The sequence below is a fragment of the Flavobacterium sp. B167r genome, from assembly GCF_056824315.1.
Genome location: NZ_CP124859.1, coordinates 4,677,678 through 4,700,303 on the forward strand (window position 1 = coordinate 4,677,678; position 22,626 = coordinate 4,700,303).

Sequence of the window (22,626 nt, forward strand, 5' to 3'; positions counted from 1 at the left end):
TCTTGTCAGGCTGAGCGAAGTCGAAGCCCCCGCAAAGTAACCACCCAGTTTGTCATTTCGCCAGAAAAGATCCGAACGATAGCCAACAGGCGAAGCAAATCTCTGCAAGTGACATCAGTTATCAAAATACCCAATCTTTGTCAGGCTGAGCGAAGTCGAAGCCCACGCAAAGTACCCCCCCAGTTTGTCATTTCGCCAGAGAAGATCCGAACGATAGCCAACAGGCGAAGCAAATCTCTGCAAGTAACATCAGTTATCAAAATACCCAATCTTTGTCAGGCTGAGCGAAGTCGAAGCCCACGCAAAGTAACCACCCAGTTTGTCATTTCTAACGAAGTAAACCCAGGCGATAGCCAACAAGGCGAAGCAAATCTCCACAATAAAAAAATCCCATTCTGTCAAATGGAATTCTATTTATAAATTTCCGTTCTTCAAAATTACAGCAAATAGTATATCAAAGCTCTCTCCTATTTTTTTGTTATTGATTCTCAACAAATAAAAAGGGCTAACCTTAATTAAAAAGTTAGCCCCTTTCTCCAATATGAACATTAAAATTTCTTCCTGTTTTTTGTTTTTAGAATACGCATTAGGAAGTTTGGCAATCTTATTTTTTTTGCATTTAGTTAATCGGTAATGCTCTATTTTCTAAGAATTTTTAAAATAATAGAGGTTAAAAATATTGATTAACTTAGACAAATTATCAATTTCTAATTTCTCGAAAATTCTGTTTTTATAGCTACTCACTGTCGTTTTCTTGATATTAAGCAGATCCGCAATTAAATCATTGCCGGCACCTTCTACCAGTAATTTAGCAAATTCAATTTCTTTATTTGACAATTGTTCAAGCGGATTTACTGGTTTCCCAAAAATATAAGAATCCATTATTTTATCCTGAATGTTTTTACTAATATACTTTCCATTTGTAAGCACAGCATCGACAGCTAATTTAATTGTCTCTTCAGTGCTTAATTTGTTCAAATAGCCATTTACACCAGCATTCAGATAACGTACAGCATAAATTTCTTCATCATAACCTGAGAAAATCATAATCTTAATATCTGCCTGAATCTTCTTTATGGTTGGTATTATACTCAAACTTTTTCCATCAGGGAAATTAATATCTAAGAAAAGCAAATCTATTTTTTCCTGATTTACAAGTTTTAAGATATTCAAAAACGTAGCCGTCTGCAATATTTTCGCAGACGGATAGGTTTCTTTTAACAATAGAGCAACTCCCTGACGAATCATGCTATGATCATCTGCAACAAGAAAAGTAAGTGCCATATCTTTAAAATTAAATTATTCGAAACATCTGATCTTGAATTTCTATTTTTACATTTGAGTAATAATAAATTCTGATCTTCTATTCTCTTGATGTTCTTCATCAGAACATGTTGAAATTATTTTTCCTTCACAATTACAATTATTTAACAATTGCGACTCTCCATAGCCTCTACCTGTAAGTCTATCTTTGCTAATGCCTTGTTTTATCAGCCATTGTATAGTCGATTTGGCTCTTCTGTCAGACAATTGCAAATTGTAAGTTTTTGATCCCCTACAATCGGTATGCGAACGAATATCCAATTTCATAGTCGGGTTATCTTCCAAAGCGCTCAAAATTTTCTCTAAATCTAAAATTGCTTTCGGCGTAATATCCGATTTAGCCACGTCAAAATAAATATTTTTTATACTAAAACTTTTCGCTAAATCATCCCCAACCTTTACCTTGAAAATTGTTTTTTCTAATGCAAACGACAACGTCAAACTTGCTTTTCCACTAGTTTCATTAATAGTGACAGAAACTTCTTGAGTGCTGTAATTTTGCTTTTCTGCCCTCACAAAGTAGGCTTTACTGCATTTTACTATAAATGAATACCTTCCTGAAGCATCAGCAATCATTGTATTTACAGGCTTCATTTCAGAATCAAACAAAGTAACTTGAGCTTCAGGTAAAACATTTTTAGTTTGTGCATCAGTAATCACTCCGTTTAATTCCAGTTCACATTTAGCTTCTTTAAAAGAAAAAATATCATCTGAACCATTACTTTGAGTTCTATTTGAACTAAAATACCCGCTTTTCGTTTTTGTATTAATAATATAAGCAAAATCGTCTTGAGGAGAATTGATATCAGATCCTACATTTTGAATATTACTTATAGCACCATTCTTATCAATTTTCCCAACAAAAATATCTAATCCGCCTAATCCTGGATATCCGTCTGATGCAAAATAAATTTCATTTTCATCTGTTACATAAGGAAAACTTTCTTTCCCTTTGGTATTGATGCTTGGACCCAAATTCACAGGAGTACCATAGCTGTCATTTCCTCTTATGCTTACTTTAAAAATATCAGAACCTCCCCAAGTTCCAGGCATATCAGAAACAAAATACAGAGTCTTCCCATCAGGGCTTAGTGCCGGATGCGCCACACTGTAGTCATCACTATTGAATGGCAATTCTTTGATATCTTTCCAATCGTTTCCGTCTTTAGTGGCTTTATAAAGCTTCAAAAGGGTAATATTATTTTTATTGGCTCTTTTTTTTCCGTCGTTAAAGTTGTTACGAGTAAAGTATACCGTTTTACCATCTTTGGTAAACACTGGTGTAGACTCATTATACATTGTATTCAATTTGCCACCAAATTTGGATGGTTCTCCTAATGTACCGTCTAGCTTCAACTCTGCCGAATACAAATCAGTACAATACCCACCATTCCAAGGATTTACTTGGCTTACATCTCTCGCTGAAGCAAAGACAAGACTGTTTCCTAAAAAAGCACTTCCATAATCTGATTTATCAGAATTAATACCAGCATTTGCAACAGCATAACTACCCGAATTTTTATTGATTACATCTAGATAATTCTTTTGTTCTTCAGCTAAAAGTGCTCTATTATCAGTTTTATCCATTTTGTAAAACTCCTTGAGCATATCGTCTGCCTTGGCATAATTTCCTGTTGCTTTGAGTGATTGAGCATAACGGTAATAATACTCCGCTTCCTTATTGTCAGGCATTAAAAAAAGTTGCTCATACCATTTCAATGCATTTGCATAATCGGCTTGAAAATAATAGGCATTACCTAATTTTCCCAGCATATCTGCTGATTTATGGCCCTTTTCAAATACCTTCTCATAAACCTTCACAGCATCTACGTAAGCACATTTTTCATACTCTTTGTTTCCCTTAATCACTTCACCTTTCTGGCCATACGAAACACAAGAGAATAAAACTGCTGCTGATAAATATTTTATTGTATTTTTCATATCATTAATATACTATTTAGAAAAATCTTGGTGATACGATACTACTACCTCGTTTTACAAATTCAAATCTCAAGAATATTTCATGCGATCCTGAGTTGTAATGTGTAAGCTTTGTAGTTTCTCTATCATATCCATATCCAATATACATTCCTCTTGTTATTTGAAAACCTGCCATTGCACTCACAGCTGCACCCCATCTCCAAGATCCTCCTACCACAAACTTTTCATTAAACATAAAATTTCCTGATACATCCAACTGTAAAGGCGCTCCTTCGGTTCCTTTTAATAAAAAGGCAGGTTTGAATTGTACAGAAGGGCTTAAATCAAATACATGTCCTCCTATTAAGTAAAAGTGCATCTTATCCATGTAAACTACACGCTCGTTATCTTTGTATCTAGATGTCTGCAAAAAAGAAGGCACTGATATTCCAACATAAGTTTTGTCAGAATGAAGATAAATCCCTGCTCCTATATTAGGGCTAAACTCATTTTTTACAGTCGCAAGATTTCCATCTGAACCATCAAAAATATTTAGCTTTTCTGTGTCTAGACTAAAAAGGTTTGCTGTTCCTTTCAATCCAAAAGACAAATCATAAAAAGTCGAAACTGGAATTGAATACGAAAGGTCAGCCGAAATATTATTAGTATTTGTAGGTCCTATACGATCGCTTACAAAAGACACACCTGCTCCTAATCCTGAATATCCTAAAGGCGAACTTAACGCAAATGTATTGGTAACTGGAGCTCCTTCTAATCCTACCCATTGTGTTCGATGTAATCCAAACACGCTCAAAACCCCTCTGCTTCCCGCATAAGCCGGATTAACATTTGCTGTATTGTACATATACTGTGTATACTGTGAGTCTTGTTGCGCAAACATGCCTACACTCGCAAAAAACAATAGGGTTATTAAAAAAACATTTTTCATCTCTCAATTATTTATTTTTTATTGTTTAATATCCCACTGGAGCCTTTATTAACTCCAGTGAGTATTAATTATAGTTATCTGTTTAGATATAAGTATCCAGATTTTTCTTTCCTGTTGCCCTTGTTATCTGAGCATTTCAAGACATAGAAATAAGTTCCGGTTGGCAAACCTGAAGCTTGCTTAATAGTAGCTCTTCCTTCAGATATACCTGTGAAGTAATTTCCATTTTCACCGTATTTATCTGTTTCATATACCTTAACTCCCCAGCGGTTGAATATCTCGATGTGATTGTTCGGATAATTTTCCAATCCTTTTATAATAAGTACATCATTGATTCCGTCGCCGTTTGGTGTAAGTGCATTAAACACTTCTATTTCTCCGCCTTCATTGCAATCACGGTTCGCATATTCAGGACTCTGAGGAACTGTAACGTGCTCTTGTTTAGAATCACATATATTAAGCGGATCTGTTCCATCATTTACCTCTGTTCCGTCAATTACACCATCTCCGTCTGTATCAGGTTTCTGTGGATCGGTTCCTCGAGTGATTTCCTCACCATTAGTCAATCCGTCGCCATCACAATCTTGAGCGTTCCATTCAGGGCTTCGAGGTAATGTCACATGTCCTAATTGGTATGAACAACCATCTTTAGGATCTGTACCATCTGTAACTTCTGTTCCGTCAATTACACCATCTCCGTCTGTGTCAGGTTTCTGCGGATCGGTTCCTCTAGTGATTTCCTCTCCATTCGTCAATCCGTCACCATCACAATCTTGAGCGTTCCATTCAGGGCTTCGAGGTAGTGTAACATGTCCTAATTGGTATGAACAACCATCTTTAGGATTTGTTCCATCTGTAACTTCTGTTCCGTCTAGAACTCCATCTCCGTCCGTATCTGGATTATATGGATCAGTACCTAATTCGATCTCTTTTCCATTTGTTAATCCGTCATGATCACAATCTGATGCATTCCAAGCTGTACTTGCCACTGGAGCACTACATCCGTCTGTAATACCCGCTGCCAATGTGTATACTGTATAAGTATTTGGTACAACAGTTACATTAGTTGTAATAGATCCTGAATTGAGCGTACTACTTTCTCCGAAGAGTGAAGTTGCATCTACTGTAGCAGGAATCTCTACCCATTTCATGCCATCCCAACCTACTATTTTAAGACTGCTTAAATCAGATGCTGTAAGCATCGCTAGATTTGTAGATGTGTTCCATGACAAAGTGATTTTTGCAGCAGTATCTCCGTTTATATCCCAGTATCCAACAGTGCTTACTCTATTTATTCCAACATCTTTTGATGTTGTTGAGAAGATTTCCCCTGTAGGCAACCTTGGTTCGTCACCACCTTTTAAGCTTGATGTTATAGCTACTCCTGGATCGACAGCATAATAAGCAGCATCTGCAGGTGCACTAAGCGAAGCAGCCGAAACAGCTACTGGGTTGTACTGACCATTGTCTCCAATAGGAAAGGTAAACTTACCTGTCTGATACGACTTTACGTAACCGTCGACGTGAGCTGCATCGGAGGCACCACTCCAAGTGGTTCCCGCCATAAAACCCAAATACCCGGCAGGCATGCTACGATCAGTACCAACAATCCCTGGGAGTACTCCACTGCCTCCTGTGAGAAAGCTAAAATTACCCCCATGTACAGTAGCCTGTCCTCCGCCAAAAACGTAGGTATTCCCTAAAGTGCCCGATTGAGACCAGCCAAGTGTGGACCACAAAAGTGCAAGGAACATTAATCCTGGCTTATTTTTAAAATTTATTTTTTGATTCATTATGAACTCTTTTATTGAGGTTTCATTAAATTATCTTTTGGTTCCCTTGATTTAGTATTGACATAACTCACCAGTACAAATACAAATAAGACACCCTAGCACATTTTATTATTTTTTAAAAGTTTTTAATTCTAAAAGGCATCGGGTGACTAATTTGTATTACTTTCTACATTTTAGAAAGTGTATACCACATTTTTTGCGATGCACTGTACATGATTTGATAAGCTACATTTTGTCCTACATAAGCCGTATTGCCAAAAGGCGCTGCAGCCGCATCAATATTTATTGCACCTCCATCAATAATAACATCATTATTTGAAACATCAGCACCAATACGCTTAATAGTGTATACCACTCCATCTACAGGAGTTGCAGGTAAACTAACAGTAACATTGCCTGCAGTTGCATCTACTAAAATGACATTATCAGTTGCTAGTATAGAATAGTTCATATTTGTAAAATTGTTCTTAAGAATATTAGTTGCTGGAGTACCTGGTTCTCCTTTTTCTCCTTTTAAAGAAGCTAAATAGTCGATAGTACTTTTTCCGTTGTTGCCAGGAAGCTGTTCCCAAACTTCAAATGCTGATTTTCCGTCAATACCATTGGTTCCGTTTGCTCCATTTGTACCATCAATTCCATTTGCTCCATCAGCACCTTTTAAAGAAGCCAAATACTCAATAGTGGTTTTTCCGTTGTTCCCAGGAAGCTGCTCCCAAACTTCGAATGCCGATTTACCGTCAGTTCCGTTTGCTCCGTTTGCTCCATTTGCTCCATTTGTACCATCAATTCCATTAGTTCCATTTGCTCCATCAGCGCCTTTTAAAGAAGCCAAATACTCAATAGTGGTTTTTCCGTTGTTCCCAGGAAGCTGCTCCCAAACTTCAAATGCTGATTTTCCGTCTGTTCCGTTTGTTCCCTCAGCACCTTTTAAAGAAGCCAAATACTCAATAGTGGTTTTTCCGTTGTTGCCAGGAAGCTGCTCCCAAACTTCGAATGCTGATTTTCCGTCAGTACCATTAGTTCCATTTGCTCCATTTGCTCCATTTGCTCCGTCAATTCCATTTGCTCCATCAGCACCTTTTAAAGAAGCCAAATACTCAATAGTGGTTTTTCCGTTGTTGCCAGGAAGCTGCTCCCAAATTTCGAATGCCGATTTTCCGTCAGTTCCGTTTGTTCCGTTTGCTCCATTTGTACCATCAATTCCATTAGTTCCATTTGTTCCATTTGTTCCGTCAGCACCTTTTAAAGAAGCCAAATACTCAATAGTGGTTTTTCCGTTGTTGCCAGGAAGCTGCTCCCAAACTTCGAATGCTGATTTTCCGTCAGTTCCATTGGTTCCGGTTGCTCCATCAGCACCTTTTAGAGAAGCCAAATACTCAATAGTGGTTTTTCCGTTATTGCCAGGAAGCTGTTCCCAAACTTCGAATGCCGATTTTCCATCAGTTCCATTGGTTCCGTTTGCTCCATTTGTTCCGTCAGCGCCTTTTAAAGAAGCCAAATACTCAATAGTAGTTTTTCCATTATTGCCAGGAAGCTGCTCCCAAATTTCAAATGCCGATTTTCCGTCAGTTCCATTAGTTCCATTTGTTCCGTCAGCACCTTTTAAAGAAGCCAAATACTCAATAGTGGTTTTTCCGTTATTGCCAGGAAGCTGCTCCCAAACTTCGAATGCCGATTTTCCATCAGTTCCGTTTGTTCCGTTTGTTCCGTCAGCACCTTTTAAAGAAGCCAAATACTCAATAGTGGTTTTTCCGTTGTTGCCAGGAAGCTGTTCCCAAACTTCGAATGCCGATTTTCCATCAGTTCCATTGGTTCCATTTGTTCCATTTGTTCCGTCAGCACCTTTTAAAGAAGCCAAATACTCAATAGTGGTTTTTCCGTTATTGCCAGGAAGCTGCTCCCAAACTTCGAATGCCGATTTTCCATCAGTACCATTTGTTCCGTTTGTACCATCAATTCCATTAGTTCCGTTTGCTCCGTCAGCACCTTTTAGAGAGGCCAAATACTCAATAGTGGTTTTTCCATTATTTCCAGGAAGCTGTTCCCAAACTTCAAATGCTGATTTTCCGTCAGTTCCATTTGTTCCGTTTGTTCCGTCAGCGCCTTTTAAAGAAGCCAAATACTCAATAGTGGTTTTTCCGTTGTTGCCAGGTAGCTGCTCCCAAACTTCGAATGCTGATTTTCCGTCAGTTCCGTTTACACCATTTGTACCATCAATTCCATTTGCTCCATTTGCTCCATTTGTTCCATTTGCTACGTCAGCACCTTTTAAAGAAGTCAAATACTCAATAGTGGTTTTTCCGTTGTTGCCAGGAAGCTGTTCCCAAATTTCGAATGCAGATTTTCCGTCAGTACCATTGGTTCCGTTTGTACCATCAATTCCGTTTGCTCCATTTGTTCCGTCAGCGCCTTTTAAAGAAGCTAAATACTCAATAGTTGTTTTTCCGTTGTTGCCAGGTAGCTGCTCCCAAACTTCAAATGCTGATTTTCCGTCAGTTCCATTTGTTCCGTTTGCTCCATTTGTTCCGTCAGCACCTTTTAAAGAAGCTAAATACTCAATAGTTGTTTTTCCGTTGTTGCCAGGTAGCTGCTCCCAAACTTCAAATGCTGATTTTCCGTCAGTTCCATTTGTTCCGTTTGTTCCATTCGTTCCGTCAGCACCTTTTAAAGAAGCCAAATACTCAATAGTGGTTTTTCCGTTGTTGCCAGGAAGCTGTTCCCAAATTTCGAATGCTGATTTTCCGTCAGTTCCATTTGTTCCGTTTGCTCCATTTGTACCATCAATTCCATTAGTACCATTTGTTCCGTCAGCACCTTTTAAAGAAGCCAAATACTCAATAGTGGTTTTTCCGTTGTTGCCAGGAAGCTGTTCCCAAATTTCGAATGCTGATTTTCCGTCAGTTCCATTTGTTCCGTTTGTTCCGTCAGCGCCTTTTAAAGAAGCCAAATACTCAATAGTGGTTTTTCCATTATTTCCAGGTAGCTGCTCCCAAATTTCGAATGCTGATTTTCCGTCAGTTCCATTTGTTCCGTTTGTTCCGTCTGCGCCTTTTAAAGAAGCCAAATACTCAATAGTGGTTTTTCCGTTGTTGCCAGGTAGCTGCTCCCAAACTTCGAATGCTGATTTTCCGTCAGTTCCATTTGTTCCGTTTGTTCCATTCGTTCCGTCAGCACCTTTTAAAGAAGCCAAATACTCAATAGTGGTTTTTCCGTTGTTGCCAGGTAGCTGCTCCCAAACTTCGAATGCTGATTTTCCGTCAGTTCCATTTGTTCCGTTTGTTCCATTCGTTCCGTCAGCACCTTTTAAAGAAGCCAAATACTCAATAGTGGTTTTTCCATTGTTGCCAGGAAGCTGTTCCCAAACTTCGAATGCAGATTTTCCGTCAGTTCCGTTTACACCATTTGTACCATCAATTCCATTTGTTCCATTTGTTCCGTCAGCACCTTTTAAAGAAGCTAAATACTCAATAGTGGTTTTTCCGTTGTTGCCAGGTAGCTGCTCCCAAACTTCAAATGCTGATTTTCCGTCAGTTCCATTGGTTCCGTTTGCTCCATTTGTTCCGTTTGTTCCGTCAGCACCTTTTAAAGAAGCCAAATACTCAATAGTGGTTTTTCCATTGTTGCCAGGAAGCTGTTCCCAAATTTCGAATGCTGATTTTCCGTCAGTTCCGTTTGTTCCGTTTGTTCCATTCGTTCCGTCAATTCCATTTGTTCCATTTGCTCCATCAGCACCTTTTAAAGAAGCCAAATACTCAATAGTGGTTTTTCCATTATTGCCAGGAAGCTGCTCCCAAACTTCGAATGCTGATTTTCCGTCAGTTCCATTTGTTCCGTTTGTTCCGTCAGCACCTTTTAAAGAAGCCAAATACTCAATAGTGGTTTTTCCATTATTGCCAGGAAGCTGCTCCCAAACTTCAAATGCCGATTTTCCGTCAGTTCCATTGGTTCCGTTTGTTCCGTCAGCACCTTTTAAAGAAGCCAAATACTCAATAGTGGTTTTTCCATTATTGCCAGGAAGCTGCTCCCAAACTTCAAATGCCGATTTTCCGTCAGTTCCATTGGTTCCGTTTGTTCCGTCAGCACCTTTTAAAGAAGCCAAATACTCAATAGTAGTTTTTCCGTTGTTGCCAGGAAGCTGCTCCCAAACTTCAAATGCTGATTTTCCGTCAGTTCCATTTGTTCCGTTTGCTCCATTTGTACCTTTTAAAGAAGCCAAATACTCAATAGTGGTTTTTCCATTGTTGCCAGGAAGCTGTTCCCAAACTTCAAATGCTGATTTTCCGTCAGTTCCATTTACACCATTTGTTCCATCAGCACCTTTTAAAGAAGCCAAATACTCAATAGTGGTTTTTCCATTGTTGCCAGGAAGCTGTTCCCAAATTTCGAATGCTGATTTTCCGTCAGTTCCATTTGTTCCGTTTGTTCCATTCGTTCCGTCAATTCCATTTGTTCCATTCGTTCCGTCAGCACCTTTTAAAGAAGCTAAATACTCAATAGTTGTTTTTCCGTTGTTGCCAGGTAGCTGCTCCCAAACTTCAAATGCCGATTTTCCGTCAGTTCCGTTTGTTCCGTTTGCTCCGTCAGCACCTTTTAAACCGTCTAAATATTCTGTGATCGTTTTTCCGTCGTTGCCAGGAAGCTGCTTCCAAATTTCGAATGCCGATTTTCCGTCTGCTCCGTTTGCTCCGTCAGCACCTTTTAAAGAAGCTAAATACTCAATGGTTGTTTTTCCGTTGTTGCCAGGTAGCTGCTCCCAAACTTCAAATGCCGATTTTCCGTCAGTTCCGTTTGTTCCGTTTGCTCCGTCAGCACCTTTTAAACCGTCTAAATATTCTGTGATCGTTTTTCCGTCGTTGCCAGGAAGCTGCTTCCAAATTTCGAATGCCGATTTTCCGTCTGCTCCGTTTGCTCCGTCAGCACCTTTTAAAGAAGCTAAATACTCAATGGTTGTTTTTCCGTTGTTGCCAGGTAGCTGCTCCCAAACTTCAAATGCCGATTTTCCGTCAGTTCCGTTTGTTCCGTTTGCTCCGTCAGCACCTTTTAAACCGTCTAAATATTCTGTGATCGTTTTTCCGTCGTTGCCAGGAAGCTGCTTCCAGATTTCGAATGCCGATTTTCCGTCTGCTCCGTTTGCTCCGTCAGCACCTTTTAAAGAAGCTAAATACTCAATGGTTGTTTTTCCGTTGTTGCCAGGTAGCTGCTCCCAAACTTCAAATGCCGATTTTCCGTCAGTTCCGTTTGTTCCGTTTGCTCCGTCAGCACCTTTTAAACCGTCTAAATATTCTGTGATCGTTTTTCCGTCGTTGCCAGGAAGCTGCTTCCAAATTTCGAATGCCGATTTTCCGTCTGCTCCGTTTGCTCCGTCAGCACCTTTTAAAGAAGCTAAATACTCAATGGTTGTTTTTCCGTTGTTGCCAGGTAGCTGCTCCCAAACTTCAAATGCCGATTTTCCGTCAGTTCCGTTTGTTCCGTTTGCTCCTTTCAAGCCGTCTAAATATTCTGTGATAGTTTTTCCATCGTTGCCAGGAAGCTGCTTCCAAACTTCGAATGCAGATTTTCCGTCAGCTCCGTTTGCTCCGTCAGCTCCTTTTATACCGTCTAAATATTCTGTGATAGTTTTTCCATCGTTGCCAGGAAGCTGCTTCCAAATTTCGAATGCCGATTTTCCGTCAGCTCCATTTGCTCCGTCAGCGCCTTTTATACCGTCTAAATATTCAGTAATCGTTTTTCCGTCGTTGCCGGGAAGCTGCTTCCAAATTTCGAATGCAGATTTTCCGTCAATTCCATTTGCTCCGTCAGCGCCTTTTAAACCGTCTAAATATTCTGTGATCGTTTTTCCATCGTTGCCGGGAAGCTGCTTCCAAACTTCGAATGCAGATTTTCCGTCAGCTCCGTTTGTTCCATTTGTTCCGTCAGCTCCTTTTATACCGTCTAAATACTCGGTAATCGTTTTTCCGTCATTGCCAGGAAGCTGCTTCCAGATTTCGAATGCCGATTTTCCGTCAGCTCCATTTGCTCCGTCAGCTCCTTTTATACCGTCTAAATATTCTGTGATCGTTTTTCCGTCGTTGCCAGGAAGCTGCTTCCAAATCTCGAATGCCGATTTTCCGTCAGCTCCATTTGCTCCGTCAGCTCCTTTTATACCGTCTAAATATTCAGTAATCGTTTTTCCGTCGTTGCCGGGAAGCTGCTTCCAAATTTCGAATGCAGATTTACCGTCAGCTCCATTTGCTCCATCAGCTCCTTTTATACCGTCTAAATACTCGGTAATCGTTTTTCCGTCATTGCCAGGAAGCTGCTTCCAGATTTCGAATGCCGATTTTCCGTCAGCTCCATTTGCTCCGTCAGCTCCTTTTATACCGTCTAAATATTCTGTGATCGTTTTTCCGTCGTTGCCAGGTAGCTGCTTCCAAATTTCGAATGCAGATTTTCCGTCAGCTCCGTTTGCTCCGTCAGCACCTTTTAAACCGTCTAAATATTCTGTGATCGTTTTTCCGTCGTTGCCAGGAAGCTGCTTCCAAATTTCGAATGCAGATTTTCCGTCAGCTCCATTTGCTCCGTCAGCACCTTTTATACCGTCTAAATATTCTGTGATAGTTTTTCCGTCGTTGCCAGGAAGCTGCTTCCAAATTTCGAATGCAGATTTTCCGTCAGCTCCGTTTGCTCCGTCAGCACCTTTTAAACCGTCTAAATATTCTGTGATCGTTTTTCCGTCGTTGCCAGGAAGCTGCTTCCAAATTTCGAATGCAGATTTTCCGTCAGCTCCATTTGCTCCGTCAGCTCCTTTTATACCGTCTAAATATTCTGTGATCGTTTTTCCGTCGTTGCCGGGAAGCTGCTTCCAAATTTCGAATGCAGATTTTCCGTCAGCTCCATTTGCTCCGTCAGCACCTTTTATACCGTCTAAATATTCTGTGATCGTTTTTCCGTCGTTGCCGGGAAGCTGCTTCCAAATTTCGAATGCCGATTTTCCGTCAGCTCCGTTTGCTCCGTCAGCTCCTTTTATACCGTCTAAATATTCGGTAATCGTTTTTCCGTCGTTGCCAAGAAGCTGCTTCCAGATTTCGAATGCCGATTTTCCGTCTGCTCCGTTTGCTCCGTCAGCGCCTTTTATACCGTCTAAATATTCAGTGATAGTTTTTCCGTCGTTGCCGGGAAGCTGTTTCCAAATTTCGAATGCTGATTTTCCGTCAGCTCCATTTATACCATTCGCTCCATCTTTACCAGAAATCTGAATCCATTTATCATTATTACTAGGATCACGCAAATAAACTATCTTTGTAATTTCGTCTACATAAATATTTATTTTTCCATCGATACCATTTGCACCAGGAGCTCCATTACCTCCTGCAATACCGTCTTTACCACTTACCAAAGTCCATGAATTTGTTACTGGATTCCATAACCAAGTTCCTGTGTCATTTGTTACAATTGTCACACCTGAATCTGGCGCTCCAGAAACGCCTGAACCTGGTATCCCTGGTTCACCAGTTTTTCCAGCCTGCGATTCTACTAGTAATACCCAAGTTGCTACGCCATTTGCATCTGACATAAGCACTCTACCATTCCCTTGTGAACCATCTTTGATTGTTACTTTTCCAAGCTCTTTACTGATAGAAAACTTGTTGCTGTTGGTTGACTCAACCTCCAGATTAACATCATTACCAATTGTGGTCGGGTTTTTTCCGACTTTTACTTGCGCATGAGTTTCTACACTATAGAACAATCCCAAAACCGCAATAAATTTGAAAACATGATAATTCTTCATTATTCGATTTGTTTTTTAATTAAATACCTCTCCATATCAACCTCATACAATTGCACTGATCAAATTGACAACTAGAATGAGATTTTTATTTCGATGCAAAGTAAAATCACAAAGCACCTTCTCTTTGTAGTGCGATATCTTCATAATTTGTAGTCCACATACTACATTGATAATTGAAGGTTTATACAAGCCTAAAAAGACTCTGTATAAAACAAACAAACGCTTAATTTTAAGTCATTTAAAAAACAAAAAGGCGACCCCTAAAATGGAATCGCCTCATTCAACTAACACAAACTACATATCTCTGGACTACAACAACCAGATTTTTATTTTAACTGACATACTCAACTTAATTTCTACACTTCATCAAGATCATAGAGCCTAAAAAGCCCTATTAATGAAGACAGGTTCGTAATACCTAATTTTTCAAACATTCTAATTTTATAGGTACTTACTGTTGTTTTTTTAATATTTAACTTTTCTGCTATATTATTATTAGCACTTCCGCCAACCAATAATTTGGCTATTTCAATTTCTCTATTTGATAATTGTTCTAATGGATTAACAGGCTTTTTTAAAATATAAGAATCCATAATTTTGTTTTGTATATTTGGACTAACGAACTTACCATAAGAAAGTATCGAATTTACAGCATGTGCAATCTCTTCTTCTGTACTTAGTTTATTTAGATAACCACTTGCGCCAGCGTTCAAATATCGAACAGCATATACATCTTCGTCGTAGGCAGAGAAAATCAATATCTTGATATCTTTCTGAATTTCCCTTATCGTAGGAATTATACTGAGACTTGTTCCGCCAGGAAAATTAATATCCAATAAAAGCAAATCAATTTTTTTGTCTTTTACCAGTTTTAAAATTTCCAAAAAATTGCTTGCCTGCAAGATGTTTGCAGATGGGAAAATATCTTTCAGGACAAAGGCAACTCCTTGTCTTATCATAGTATGATCATCTGCAACTACAAATGTTTTGTTTGATTCCATTTCTTAAAAATTATATAATTATACCATTGACTTATTGTCTAAAAACATTCTTAAAGCATTTAAATTTATCTAATTCCTTATGCCATGATAAAGTTTTGATTAGTGAATTGGTATTCTAGTTCAACAGTTTCCATTTCGTATTTATACAAAAAGACAGTAAACTTTACTTCTGTGCCTAAATTCAGTTCGCTTGTTATTTGAATGTCTCCTTCTAGCATTTCGACAAGTTCTTTGCATAAATTTAATCCGAGTCCCATACCTAGGTTATCGACTTTCTCAGAAATCTCTCCCTGATAATATGCTTTAAAAACATTTTTCAAATCTTTTTTGGATACACCAATTCCGTTATCTTTTATTATTACTTCCAGTTTATATTGCTCCGGAGAAACATCTATGCAATCTGCAAAACTTTAATCTCTCCTTTATTCGTAAACTTATTTGCATTACCTATAATATTGTAAAATAGTTCCTGTATTTTTATTAAATCGGTGTATACAATAATATCCGAATGAAAATTCAAATTAAAATCAAGTTTATTGCCTGTACTTTCGACCATATCTTTTATTCCATGAAGCGTAAGGCTTAATTCATCTTTCAAGCTAAAACAACTTGAATTCAATTGAAGTTTTTTACTCTCACTTTTCAAAAGATTTAAAACCTGGTTTGACATTAATGAAACCGAATTTGTTGTAAACTGTAATAATTTTAAAGAATCATTTAGTCTTGCATCATTATTTTGCTTGTAGATTGATTTGCAATAAAGTGAAACAATATTTAGAGGCGATTGTATTTCATGAGTGATCATCCCCATAATTCTATTTTTAAAATCTAAATTGCTTTGAATTTTATCCTGATCACTTTTCAAACGTTTTTCATACCAAAAAGTAATGTTCGTAAAAATGACAAGCAAAATCGTAACCACCAGTACTAAAGCCAACAAGTACTTTCTGAAATTTTTATTACTATAATGTTCATTATTAGTCGCCAGCCTGATTTTTTCTTCCAAAAGATCGAGTGCTATATTATATTGACTTAATAATTTATCATTTTCTTTCAGCAATCTTTCATGCTGAGACATTATTTCTGAATTTTTATTACCAAGAATTTTTGTCCACAAATCAAAACTTAAATCTTTATTTTGATTAAAACCATAAGCTGAAAAATTATATGCACCCTTTGATTTTGAAAAGCTCGAATTCATTTTTGCAGCATTTGAAAGACTAACCAAATTATATTGAAGAGAATCAATATGAGTATAATAATGTCTTATGAAAAAATTATTCCCCGTTTTAATGTATCTGCTTAAATCTTCTTCACTTTCATACAATTCATTTTTTGTGCGGTTAAAAATTTGCTTCGCTTGCAAATAATATCTTGTTTTTTCCTCCAAAAACTTTAGTTCAGAGTCGTGTTTTTTCTCTCTGTAAAATATTGTAAGTAATATTATTTGCATCACTATTATGCTTGATAGTAATATGAAATGCAGCGATCTTCTATATCTAAATCCAATTTTTTTTAATCTGAACATCTTCTAAAAAATTTTGTTATTTAATACTTTGTAAATGGAATATATATTAATATCTCAACTAGCTTTTATTCAGTAATCGATACCTAGCCACAACAAATATTATGTGTTGCGTAATAGAATTAATTCTTCTTCGCTAATCATATTCAAAATAAAATATCTTAAATGAGGTGTTATTAAATCTTCCAATTCCAAAAGTGTCAAAAAATCAAAATATGTACTAAGTAGATTTTCTATAGAGTGTTTCTTTTCTTTTGTTTTCATATATAATATTTAGGTTTAAAATTATTGTCGTTTTGTATGCAGCAAATTTATAACTACACCAACACAACAAAATGACAGACAAGACTTTAAAACATAGAAAAAAGTTCAATTTGATGATTGATTACCACAAAAAATAAAATAACTTTATACTAAATATTTATTTTCAAACTATATTTAAGGAACAGGAAACGAATTTTTAATACTGTTAAAAACAATAAAATATGTATAAAAAAAAATCATTTTTATTGTGTCTCTCCAGATTGGCTAAGTGATATGGCGCAGGAGTTACAAGCCGAAGTAATAAACAGCAATACGCTTATTCTTCCTGAAGCGGTTGGAAGCGGTTATTCCTTTTTTATTCAGGTTATCCCTGGAATTGCAGTCATGCTTTCAGATTTTACATTGAAAGCTCCATTGAAAATCAGAAGAATTAATGATGATGTTCCAAGAGTTGTTTTCCATTATGACATTAGTGATTTTGAAAATCAAATAGTTATAAAGAATAACAAACATAAAATTGGACATGCGGAAAAACTAGGCCTATCAATTTTTGATTTAAGGAAAGACAAAACCAGTTTTGAACCAGCAGTTGGTCGAAGAACTTATGCGATAAGCCTGTTTATAGACAAAAAATTATTATTTGAATTGGTTGACAATGATTCTAAAAAAGAGTCTATTAATCAAAGAATCAATTTTTTGAAAAAAAACTTATTCTATACCATAGATATTGACGGCGATAGTTTATTGCTTTTAACTTCTTTGAAAGACATGCCGTTATCGACAACTTCTTTCGACACTAACCTTCGTGGACTATCATTAAAGTTATTGTCCAATACTTTTTTAAAATTTTCTGAATTTAAAACAGATTTACCAGCAGCGGATATTGATGGATTAAACAAATCGAAAGAATATTTATCGAAACACTTGCACGATCCTTTTCCTTCTATCAGTTTTCTTTCTCGAATAGCGGGCATGTCAACAACTAAATTTAAAGTTTTATTCAAGAAATATTTTCAAAATACACCAAAGAATTTATTTATCCGAGAAAAAATGACGGAAGCAAATAAACTTTTACAAAGCGGTGACTTTTCAGCAATATCTGACATTATTAAAGAATTAAATTATTACGAATTAAACTATTTTTCCAAAAAATACTTTTCTGTTTTTAAACGAAAACCAATTGAAGATTTTGTTAAAAAAAACACTTCAAAATAGGATAATTAATAAATTAAGGTAAGTATACCCTTTTTACACCAGAATTTTTGAAATATTCATTTAACTAAAATCGCCTTTTTATAGGGCGATTTTTTAATTTATAAACTTATGGAAATAAAAACACACCAACAATATTTAGAAGAAAACTATGGAGGTCTTATGAATGAAATAATTGCTCTTTTAAAGAACAACTCCGTAGGAGAAAATATTGAGATTTTAAAAGAAGTTGCAAATAAACTTAAGGAAGCTTCTTACTTAAGAGAATAGTTAAATCATTTATATATTTACTCAAAACTTCAATATTAGTACTTATTATAGCTTGGTTAGATTCAATTCTATTTAATTGAGCTTTTAATTCTTTAAATTCATTTTCTTGTGCTTTAGCAAGAGTAATAATATTTGAGTTCACATTTTGAATAGTATCCATGATAAATGATTTTTAATTAAGTCAAATATATCAAAAACACTAAAACACAAACCAAGTACAAACCCCTGATTTTTAACAACAAACCCTCTTAGACTTTTCCAAGAGGGTTTTTAACTTTTTAGACTTATGGAAAATTTATATGAACTATCAAAAGAAGAATTGATAGAAAAAATTGGGTTATTAGAGAATCAAATCAAAAGCTCATTAATGGAAAATCTTACTCTGACAAATTTTTTAATAGCTACAACTACTGATGCAATAATTACTATTAAAAGATTAAAAACAGACGGAAATCCAATCATATATGAGCTCTTTAAGAAAAAACACTCTGATTTGTTTTAAAAAGCATTATAAATAATACGTTTTATGTCTCCATAGAAAAGTTTGTCAACTTTATTTTTAGCTATGTCAGTGCAAGTGAATAAGACTTCTGCTAAAACACCTTTTTCATTACTCTTTACATTGTTTTGGTTTATACCATGTTTTTCAATAGTTTTAAAGGTAAGCTCATAAACTTTAGCTCTTATACTTTGTTCATAAGTATGCCAACTATCTATTATATTTTGGGGAGATTCACTTTCTTTACTTTTAATATTCGTAAGTATGCCGTCTAAAAAATTTTGCAGATCTTCACTAAAAGCGTCTATTAAGTCTTGATTCATAATATATTGGTTTAAGTGTTACTTCACATGATATTGCTTTGCGTCCGCAATATACATATCTATTACTTCATTAGTGACAGTTTTCACCATATTAATAGCTTCCTGCTCAGTGAGACCCATGGATAATCTATGTTCAACGAAATTCTTTAAGCTGGCTTGGTAAAAATTAGAAATTAAGGTTAGTATTAACATCGTTTCAACTTCAGTATTTCTGAATTCTTTAATATCCTGATTGGTTTTTATCTCATCAATCAGAGATTTTTTCAGTCTCTTCTTCATTTCAGCATGCAATTGAGGTCTTGACATAGAAGAATGATTTTGCTTCTTGTTGTCAAAGAATTGAGCATAAATTACAAATGCAACTGCTCCTATAAATACAAGTGCAAGCATATTTTAGTAGTTAAGTTTCTTTAATTCTCCTAAATATTCGCCTGTTGCTGTGCCTGTAGGGGTTATAAAACTGAACTTAAAACCATAATTACCGTTTGAGTTATTAGTTACGATTATGCTATTAATTACTGTTGTGGTTAAGCTTTCTTTTGAAAGTATATTTATATAGGTGTCATTTTTGAATTTACCTAACCCCATTGCTCTTATATAAGCATTTGAGTTTAGTGTGTATGTTGTGCTAATTAAATCTGTAACAGGACATTGTTTGCAACTTGTACTTAATTCAACTTGAAAGTAAGAAGTCATAGGGTTATTAGTAAAAGCTAATATAAATGATGTGGAGCCAGAGTTATTTTCGTAGACTCTTTTGATCGTAGCTTCTGTAAAATAGTACTTTTCTCCATTGTATTCTATGTAATTATCATTTGTGGAGTTGTTAGAATCACTTTTTGATTCGTCAGAGGAACAGCTGAAAAGGGCAAAAACAGATAGAAGAAGTAGAATTTTTTTCATGAGGTTTGATTTATTCCACCCAAACCCGAAGTGAAGTTGCTTTATAAGAAAGCGTGGGTTTGTAACCATACCAAGAATCGGGGTTCTGGACAAACCTTGCACCAAGATAAGTTACGCCCACGCCAAAGCATGAGCATAGTCTTATTATCGTGTGGTGCAGTTGAAATTGTCCAGATTTCGATACCATGATAACAGCTAACGCTTATATTTTCAATCCTGTAAAAGTAGCAAATTACAGCAGATTTCAAAGAATTGGAGTACAAAAATATCCTAACTATCTTTGTATTCAGGTCTTTAAAAATTATCCGAATGTTAAAACTAGCACTTTATTACACTAATTTATTGTTTAAGTGTAAAAAAGGTAGTATATTTGGGTAAGAAAAAATTAAGACCTATGTTTAATAAGGATTTCAATTCGATACTGGAAGTAGCAAGAGAGTTTTCTACTGAACAGAAATGTATTGAGCATTTAGAAGCTCTTTATTGGGAAAACAAACCTGTAAGTCCTTTTCATGAGGATAGTGTAGTTTATAAATGCAAAGGCAATAAATACAAATGCAAAACAAGCGGTAAATACTTTACAGTTAAGACAGGCTCTATGTTTGACAACACTAAGATTGAACTTCCAAAATGGTTTATGGCGATTTATTTGGTTACAAACCATAAAAAAGGAATCAGTTCCGTACAGCTTGGAAAAGATTTGCAGATTAGCCAAAAATCAGCCTGGTTTATGCTTATGAGAATCCGAAAATGTTTTGGAATCGAAAACGACATTGACGATAAATTTGACGGAATATGCGAAGCTGACGAATCATTTTTTGGCGGAAAAAATAAAAACCGTCATAAAGATAAGAAAGTCGAACAGTCACAAGGAAGAAGCTTTAAAGATAAAACGCCTGTAATTGGAGTATTGCAAAGAGGAGAATCTGAAATAGTTGACGGTAAAAAAGTTATGATTTCTCCAAGCAAAGTAAAGTGCATTGTTGCGCCAAACACAAAAAGAGAATCAATACAGCCGTTTATAAAATCATTTGTAGAAAAAGATACGGTTTTAATCTCAGATGAATGGCACGGATACAGAGGATTGGAAAATCATTATGACCATCACATTGTAGACCACGCTAAAAAACAGTATGTAGATTTCGACAACCCTGAGATACACAGCAACTCAATTGAGGGATTTTGGGGAATAATGAAAAGAAGCTACAATGGAATTTATAATTGGTGGTCAAGAAAACACATTCAAAATTACGTTAATGAACACGTGTACAGATTCAATCTGAGAGAACAGAGCAACTCAGAAAGATTCAATTACATTATTGCAAATTCACAGATAAGAACAAAATACAAACAACTGACAGCTTAATTATGGTAGAAGAACTGAAACAGCATCGAGATTACAATGACTTCTATAACTTTTTAAAAGAAGATAAGAGTGAAAAAGCAAAACAGCTTATGGAAAAACTAGATTCTTTTAACGATGAAGAGTACCCAACTTGCGCTTATAACATATTCAAAGGGGAGCTACTATATAAGGTCTTTTTGCAAGTCTTTTAACAGTCTTAATAAATCCCTCATTTCTTGTTTTTCGTAAGGGCTTCGTTGGGTATCAATGTATTCTCGAGATAAAATTTCAATAATTTCGGATTGGGCAGTAATAATCTCAATTAGTTTATCTTCCATAAATAAGAGTTTTTTCCAAAGATAAAATTTATTCACTAATTTTGAACTTTAAACACAATGATTTGAAAATACTAGAAAAAGAAAAGCTTTTGCAGGACGAAAGCATACACAAGACAGAATTTGAACAACAATGGTATTTCAGTCTTGAAGATATGGCAGAGTATTTACAAGAAGATTTATCAGAGGTTGAATATTTAGAACTTCCGCTTTTAATTGACGGAAAAAGAAAGACAGTAAAAACAGCTATTTTTGAAGATATTGAAAAAGGGCGCAAAAAAGAAGAACTGTCAGACTTTAATAAAGCACTTCTAAAAGCTAGATATTTTAAGAAATAAATTAGAGCCTCTAAACAAAGAGGCTTTTTCTTTTATAATAGGAAAATATTTTAAGTAAATTATTATGAAAAAATGTATTTTTACAATTTAATTCATAATCTACTACATATGTTGAAATGGTCAGAAATAGCAGAAAACGCTACTTCCCAAGGATATAGATCAAATGTTGTAAAACCTTTAAGCGGAATGGTAATTGTATTACTTGCTGGCTCAGCAGGATTGTATATGGTTAAAAGTTTTGTGTTTGCAAACATAGTAGGTGGTCTTGCAATCATGCTAGTGTTTGTATTTGTCATCAGCTACTGCTATTGTTTATTTAAAAATCCAGACTTATTGAGGTCAGAAAAGTACAATTTAGAAAAAAGTGCAATTGAAAAAATAGCAATAACAGGAGACAGCAGAACAAATTCTAATATCATACCACCAGTAATGGATTATGTAGTAGTAGAAGAGTCCATGAGAGAAATTAATAACGGACAAGAATAGAAAAATGAAAACATTTGTAATAATGTTAACCGATATCCCTTATAAAGACAGCGATATAAAATTTGCGGAATACATCGAAAAAAATAACTTTGAGTTTTGGAGAAGGACACCTTTAAATTGGATTATTTTAACCCCAGACCATATAAATGTTCATGATATAATCTCTGCAACAAATGATGCCTATGGGGATATTTTTATTACTGTTCTTAGGGTTGATATACAAGGATTTGGAGGTGCTTATCAAAAAGACACGTCATCAAATGCAGAAAGCCCTTTTAAATGGTTTACGGATATTAAACAAGAGAATTTTATCCCAAGATGGGAAATTAATAATGAGAAAAAATTAAAGCCTCTAACTAAATAGAGGCTTTT

22 protein-coding genes are annotated in these 22,626 nt (G+C 35.9%); 8 read left to right on the forward strand and 14 right to left on the reverse strand.

Annotated features, from left to right (window positions below):
* Positions 1-645: 645 nt before the first annotated feature.
* From QLQ96_RS20430 to QLQ96_RS20470, 9 genes are all read right to left on the reverse strand, one after another.
* Complete coding sequence (locus tag QLQ96_RS20430) at positions 646-1,284, reverse strand: response regulator (RefSeq protein ID WP_482492940.1); 639 nt, start codon at positions 1,282-1,284, stop codon at positions 646-648.
* Positions 1,285-1,332: 48 nt separating this feature from the next.
* Entirely contained in the window at positions 1,333-3,264 is a 1,932-nt protein-coding gene (locus QLQ96_RS20435; RefSeq protein WP_482492942.1) for an OmpA family protein, read from the reverse strand.
* A gap of 16 nt (positions 3,265-3,280) precedes the next feature.
* On the reverse strand, positions 3,281-4,192 hold the full coding sequence (locus QLQ96_RS20440) for a PorP/SprF family type IX secretion system membrane protein (protein WP_482492943.1): 912 nt from the start codon (positions 4,190-4,192) through the stop codon (positions 3,281-3,283).
* 74 nt (positions 4,193-4,266) lie between these two features.
* Positions 4,267-5,985, reverse strand: a complete 1,719-nt coding sequence (locus QLQ96_RS20445; protein WP_482492945.1) for a T9SS type B sorting domain-containing protein — start codon at positions 5,983-5,985, stop codon at positions 4,267-4,269.
* A gap of 166 nt (positions 5,986-6,151) precedes the next feature.
* Positions 6,152-13,753, reverse strand: coding sequence for a hypothetical protein (locus QLQ96_RS20450; RefSeq protein WP_482492946.1), 7,602 nt, complete (start codon positions 13,751-13,753; stop codon positions 6,152-6,154).
* Between the two features lie 356 nt (positions 13,754-14,109).
* Positions 14,110-14,754, reverse strand: a complete 645-nt coding sequence (locus tag QLQ96_RS20455; protein ID WP_482492947.1) for a response regulator — start codon at positions 14,752-14,754, stop codon at positions 14,110-14,112.
* A 77-nt stretch (positions 14,755-14,831) separates the two neighbouring features.
* Positions 14,832-15,149, reverse strand: a complete 318-nt coding sequence (locus tag QLQ96_RS20460; RefSeq protein WP_482496991.1) for a sensor histidine kinase — start codon at positions 15,147-15,149, stop codon at positions 14,832-14,834.
* Positions 15,146-16,282, reverse strand: a complete 1,137-nt coding sequence (locus tag QLQ96_RS20465; protein ID WP_482492948.1) for a sensor histidine kinase — start codon at positions 16,280-16,282, stop codon at positions 15,146-15,148. Before QLQ96_RS20465 ends, QLQ96_RS20460 begins: the two co-directional genes overlap by 4 nt.
* 99 nt (positions 16,283-16,381) lie before the next feature.
* A complete protein-coding gene (locus QLQ96_RS20470) occupies positions 16,382-16,543 on the reverse strand; it encodes a hypothetical protein (protein WP_482492950.1) in 162 nt (53 codons plus the stop codon).
* Positions 16,544-16,816: 273 nt separating this feature from the next.
* Between QLQ96_RS20470 and QLQ96_RS20475 the strand changes: the two genes are divergently transcribed.
* Complete coding sequence (locus QLQ96_RS20475; RefSeq protein ID WP_482492951.1) at positions 16,817-17,758, forward strand: helix-turn-helix transcriptional regulator; 942 nt, start codon at positions 16,817-16,819, stop codon at positions 17,756-17,758.
* 108 nt (positions 17,759-17,866) lie between these two features.
* The gene (locus QLQ96_RS20480) at positions 17,867-18,025 is read left to right on the forward strand and encodes a hypothetical protein (RefSeq protein ID WP_482492952.1); all 159 of its coding nucleotides are present in this window, start codon (positions 17,867-17,869) and stop codon (positions 18,023-18,025) included.
* Here QLQ96_RS20480 and QLQ96_RS20485 read toward each other — a convergent pair.
* Positions 17,997-18,185 (reverse strand): hypothetical protein, encoded by a 189-nt coding sequence (locus QLQ96_RS20485; protein WP_482492953.1) that lies wholly within the window; start codon positions 18,183-18,185, stop codon positions 17,997-17,999. The two genes, QLQ96_RS20480 and QLQ96_RS20485, sit on opposite strands and share 29 nt — an antisense overlap.
* A 126-nt stretch (positions 18,186-18,311) precedes the next feature.
* On the opposite strand from QLQ96_RS20485, the gene QLQ96_RS20490 reads away from it, so the two are divergent.
* Positions 18,312-18,527, forward strand: coding sequence for a hypothetical protein (locus QLQ96_RS20490; RefSeq protein WP_482492954.1), 216 nt, complete (start codon positions 18,312-18,314; stop codon positions 18,525-18,527).
* Here the strand turns inward: QLQ96_RS20490 and QLQ96_RS20495 are convergent.
* Together QLQ96_RS20495 and QLQ96_RS20500 are read right to left on the reverse strand one after the other, a co-directional pair.
* Entirely contained in the window at positions 18,524-18,847 is a 324-nt protein-coding gene (locus QLQ96_RS20495) for a hypothetical protein (RefSeq protein WP_482492955.1), read from the reverse strand. The two genes, QLQ96_RS20490 and QLQ96_RS20495, sit on opposite strands and share 4 nt — an antisense overlap.
* 18 nt (positions 18,848-18,865) lie before the next feature.
* Positions 18,866-19,153 (reverse strand): hypothetical protein, encoded by a 288-nt coding sequence (locus QLQ96_RS20500; RefSeq protein ID WP_482492956.1) that lies wholly within the window; start codon positions 19,151-19,153, stop codon positions 18,866-18,868.
* 6 nt (positions 19,154-19,159) lie between these two features.
* Here QLQ96_RS20500 and QLQ96_RS20505 point away from each other — a divergent pair, with 6 nt between their 5' ends.
* Entirely contained in the window at positions 19,160-19,261 is a 102-nt protein-coding gene (locus tag QLQ96_RS20505) for an SWIM zinc finger family protein (RefSeq protein WP_482492958.1), read from the forward strand.
* Here the strand turns inward: QLQ96_RS20505 and QLQ96_RS20510 are convergent.
* Positions 19,241-19,750, reverse strand: a complete 510-nt coding sequence (locus QLQ96_RS20510) for a hypothetical protein (RefSeq protein ID WP_482492959.1) — start codon at positions 19,748-19,750, stop codon at positions 19,241-19,243. The genes QLQ96_RS20505 and QLQ96_RS20510 overlap by 21 nt on opposite strands.
* 394 nt (positions 19,751-20,144) lie before the next feature.
* Here QLQ96_RS20510 and QLQ96_RS20515 point away from each other — a divergent pair, with 394 nt between their 5' ends.
* Positions 20,145-21,116, forward strand: a complete 972-nt coding sequence (locus QLQ96_RS20515; RefSeq protein WP_482492960.1) for an IS1595 family transposase — start codon at positions 20,145-20,147, stop codon at positions 21,114-21,116.
* A 161-nt stretch (positions 21,117-21,277) separates the two neighbouring features.
* On the opposite strand, the gene QLQ96_RS20520 is transcribed toward QLQ96_RS20515, so the two are convergent.
* Positions 21,278-21,433 carry a hypothetical protein gene (locus QLQ96_RS20520; protein ID WP_482492961.1) on the reverse strand — a complete coding sequence of 52 codons (156 nt, stop codon included), beginning with the start codon at positions 21,431-21,433 and terminating at the stop codon, positions 21,278-21,280.
* 62 nt (positions 21,434-21,495) lie between these two features.
* Here QLQ96_RS20520 and QLQ96_RS20525 point away from each other — a divergent pair, with 62 nt between their 5' ends.
* The 3 genes from QLQ96_RS20525 to QLQ96_RS20535 all read left to right on the forward strand — a co-directional run bounded on the left by QLQ96_RS20525 (position 21,496) and on the right by QLQ96_RS20535 (position 22,618).
* Complete coding sequence (locus QLQ96_RS20525) at positions 21,496-21,768, forward strand: hypothetical protein (protein WP_482492962.1); 273 nt, start codon at positions 21,496-21,498, stop codon at positions 21,766-21,768.
* A gap of 108 nt (positions 21,769-21,876) precedes the next feature.
* A complete protein-coding gene (locus QLQ96_RS20530; RefSeq protein WP_482492963.1) occupies positions 21,877-22,254 on the forward strand; it encodes a hypothetical protein in 378 nt (125 codons plus the stop codon).
* A gap of 4 nt (positions 22,255-22,258) precedes the next feature.
* A complete protein-coding gene (locus tag QLQ96_RS20535) occupies positions 22,259-22,618 on the forward strand; it encodes a hypothetical protein (protein ID WP_482492965.1) in 360 nt (119 codons plus the stop codon).
* The last annotated feature ends 8 nt before the right edge of the window (positions 22,619-22,626 follow it).

Bases quoted from the DNA above. Each gene is read 5' to 3' on its own strand.
- QLQ96_RS20430 (WP_482492940.1), bottom strand. From the start codon at position 1,284: ATGGCACTTACTTTTCTTGTTGCAGATGATCATAGCATGATTCGTCAG.
- QLQ96_RS20435 (WP_482492942.1), bottom strand. From the start codon at position 3,264: ATGAAAAATACAATAAAATATTTATCAGCAGCAGTTTTATTCTCTTGT.
- QLQ96_RS20440 (WP_482492943.1), bottom strand. From the start codon at position 4,192: ATGAAAAATGTTTTTTTAATAACCCTATTGTTTTTTGCGAGTGTAGGC.
- QLQ96_RS20445 (WP_482492945.1), bottom strand. From the start codon at position 5,985: ATGAATCAAAAAATAAATTTTAAAAATAAGCCAGGATTAATGTTCCTT.
- QLQ96_RS20450 (WP_482492946.1), bottom strand. From the start codon at position 13,753: ATGAAGAATTATCATGTTTTCAAATTTATTGCGGTTTTGGGATTGTTC.
- QLQ96_RS20455 (WP_482492947.1), bottom strand. From the start codon at position 14,754: ATGGAATCAAACAAAACATTTGTAGTTGCAGATGATCATACTATGATA.
- QLQ96_RS20465 (WP_482492948.1), bottom strand. From the start codon at position 16,282: ATGTTCAGATTAAAAAAAATTGGATTTAGATATAGAAGATCGCTGCAT.
- QLQ96_RS20470 (WP_482492950.1), bottom strand. From the start codon at position 16,543: ATGAAAACAAAAGAAAAGAAACACTCTATAGAAAATCTACTTAGTACA.
- QLQ96_RS20475 (WP_482492951.1), top strand. From the start codon at position 16,817: ATGGCGCAGGAGTTACAAGCCGAAGTAATAAACAGCAATACGCTTATT.
- QLQ96_RS20480 (WP_482492952.1), top strand. From the start codon at position 17,867: ATGGAAATAAAAACACACCAACAATATTTAGAAGAAAACTATGGAGGT.
- QLQ96_RS20485 (WP_482492953.1), bottom strand. From the start codon at position 18,185: ATGGATACTATTCAAAATGTGAACTCAAATATTATTACTCTTGCTAAA.
- QLQ96_RS20490 (WP_482492954.1), top strand. From the start codon at position 18,312: ATGGAAAATTTATATGAACTATCAAAAGAAGAATTGATAGAAAAAATT.
- QLQ96_RS20495 (WP_482492955.1), bottom strand. From the start codon at position 18,847: ATGAATCAAGACTTAATAGACGCTTTTAGTGAAGATCTGCAAAATTTT.
- QLQ96_RS20500 (WP_482492956.1), bottom strand. From the start codon at position 19,153: ATGTCAAGACCTCAATTGCATGCTGAAATGAAGAAGAGACTGAAAAAA.
- QLQ96_RS20505 (WP_482492958.1), top strand. From the start codon at position 19,160: ATGATTTTGCTTCTTGTTGTCAAAGAATTGAGCATAAATTACAAATGC.
- QLQ96_RS20510 (WP_482492959.1), bottom strand. From the start codon at position 19,750: ATGAAAAAAATTCTACTTCTTCTATCTGTTTTTGCCCTTTTCAGCTGT.
- QLQ96_RS20515 (WP_482492960.1), top strand. From the start codon at position 20,145: ATGTTTAATAAGGATTTCAATTCGATACTGGAAGTAGCAAGAGAGTTT.
- QLQ96_RS20520 (WP_482492961.1), bottom strand. From the start codon at position 21,433: ATGGAAGATAAACTAATTGAGATTATTACTGCCCAATCCGAAATTATT.
- QLQ96_RS20530 (WP_482492963.1), top strand. From the start codon at position 21,877: ATGTTGAAATGGTCAGAAATAGCAGAAAACGCTACTTCCCAAGGATAT.
- QLQ96_RS20535 (WP_482492965.1), top strand. From the start codon at position 22,259: ATGAAAACATTTGTAATAATGTTAACCGATATCCCTTATAAAGACAGC.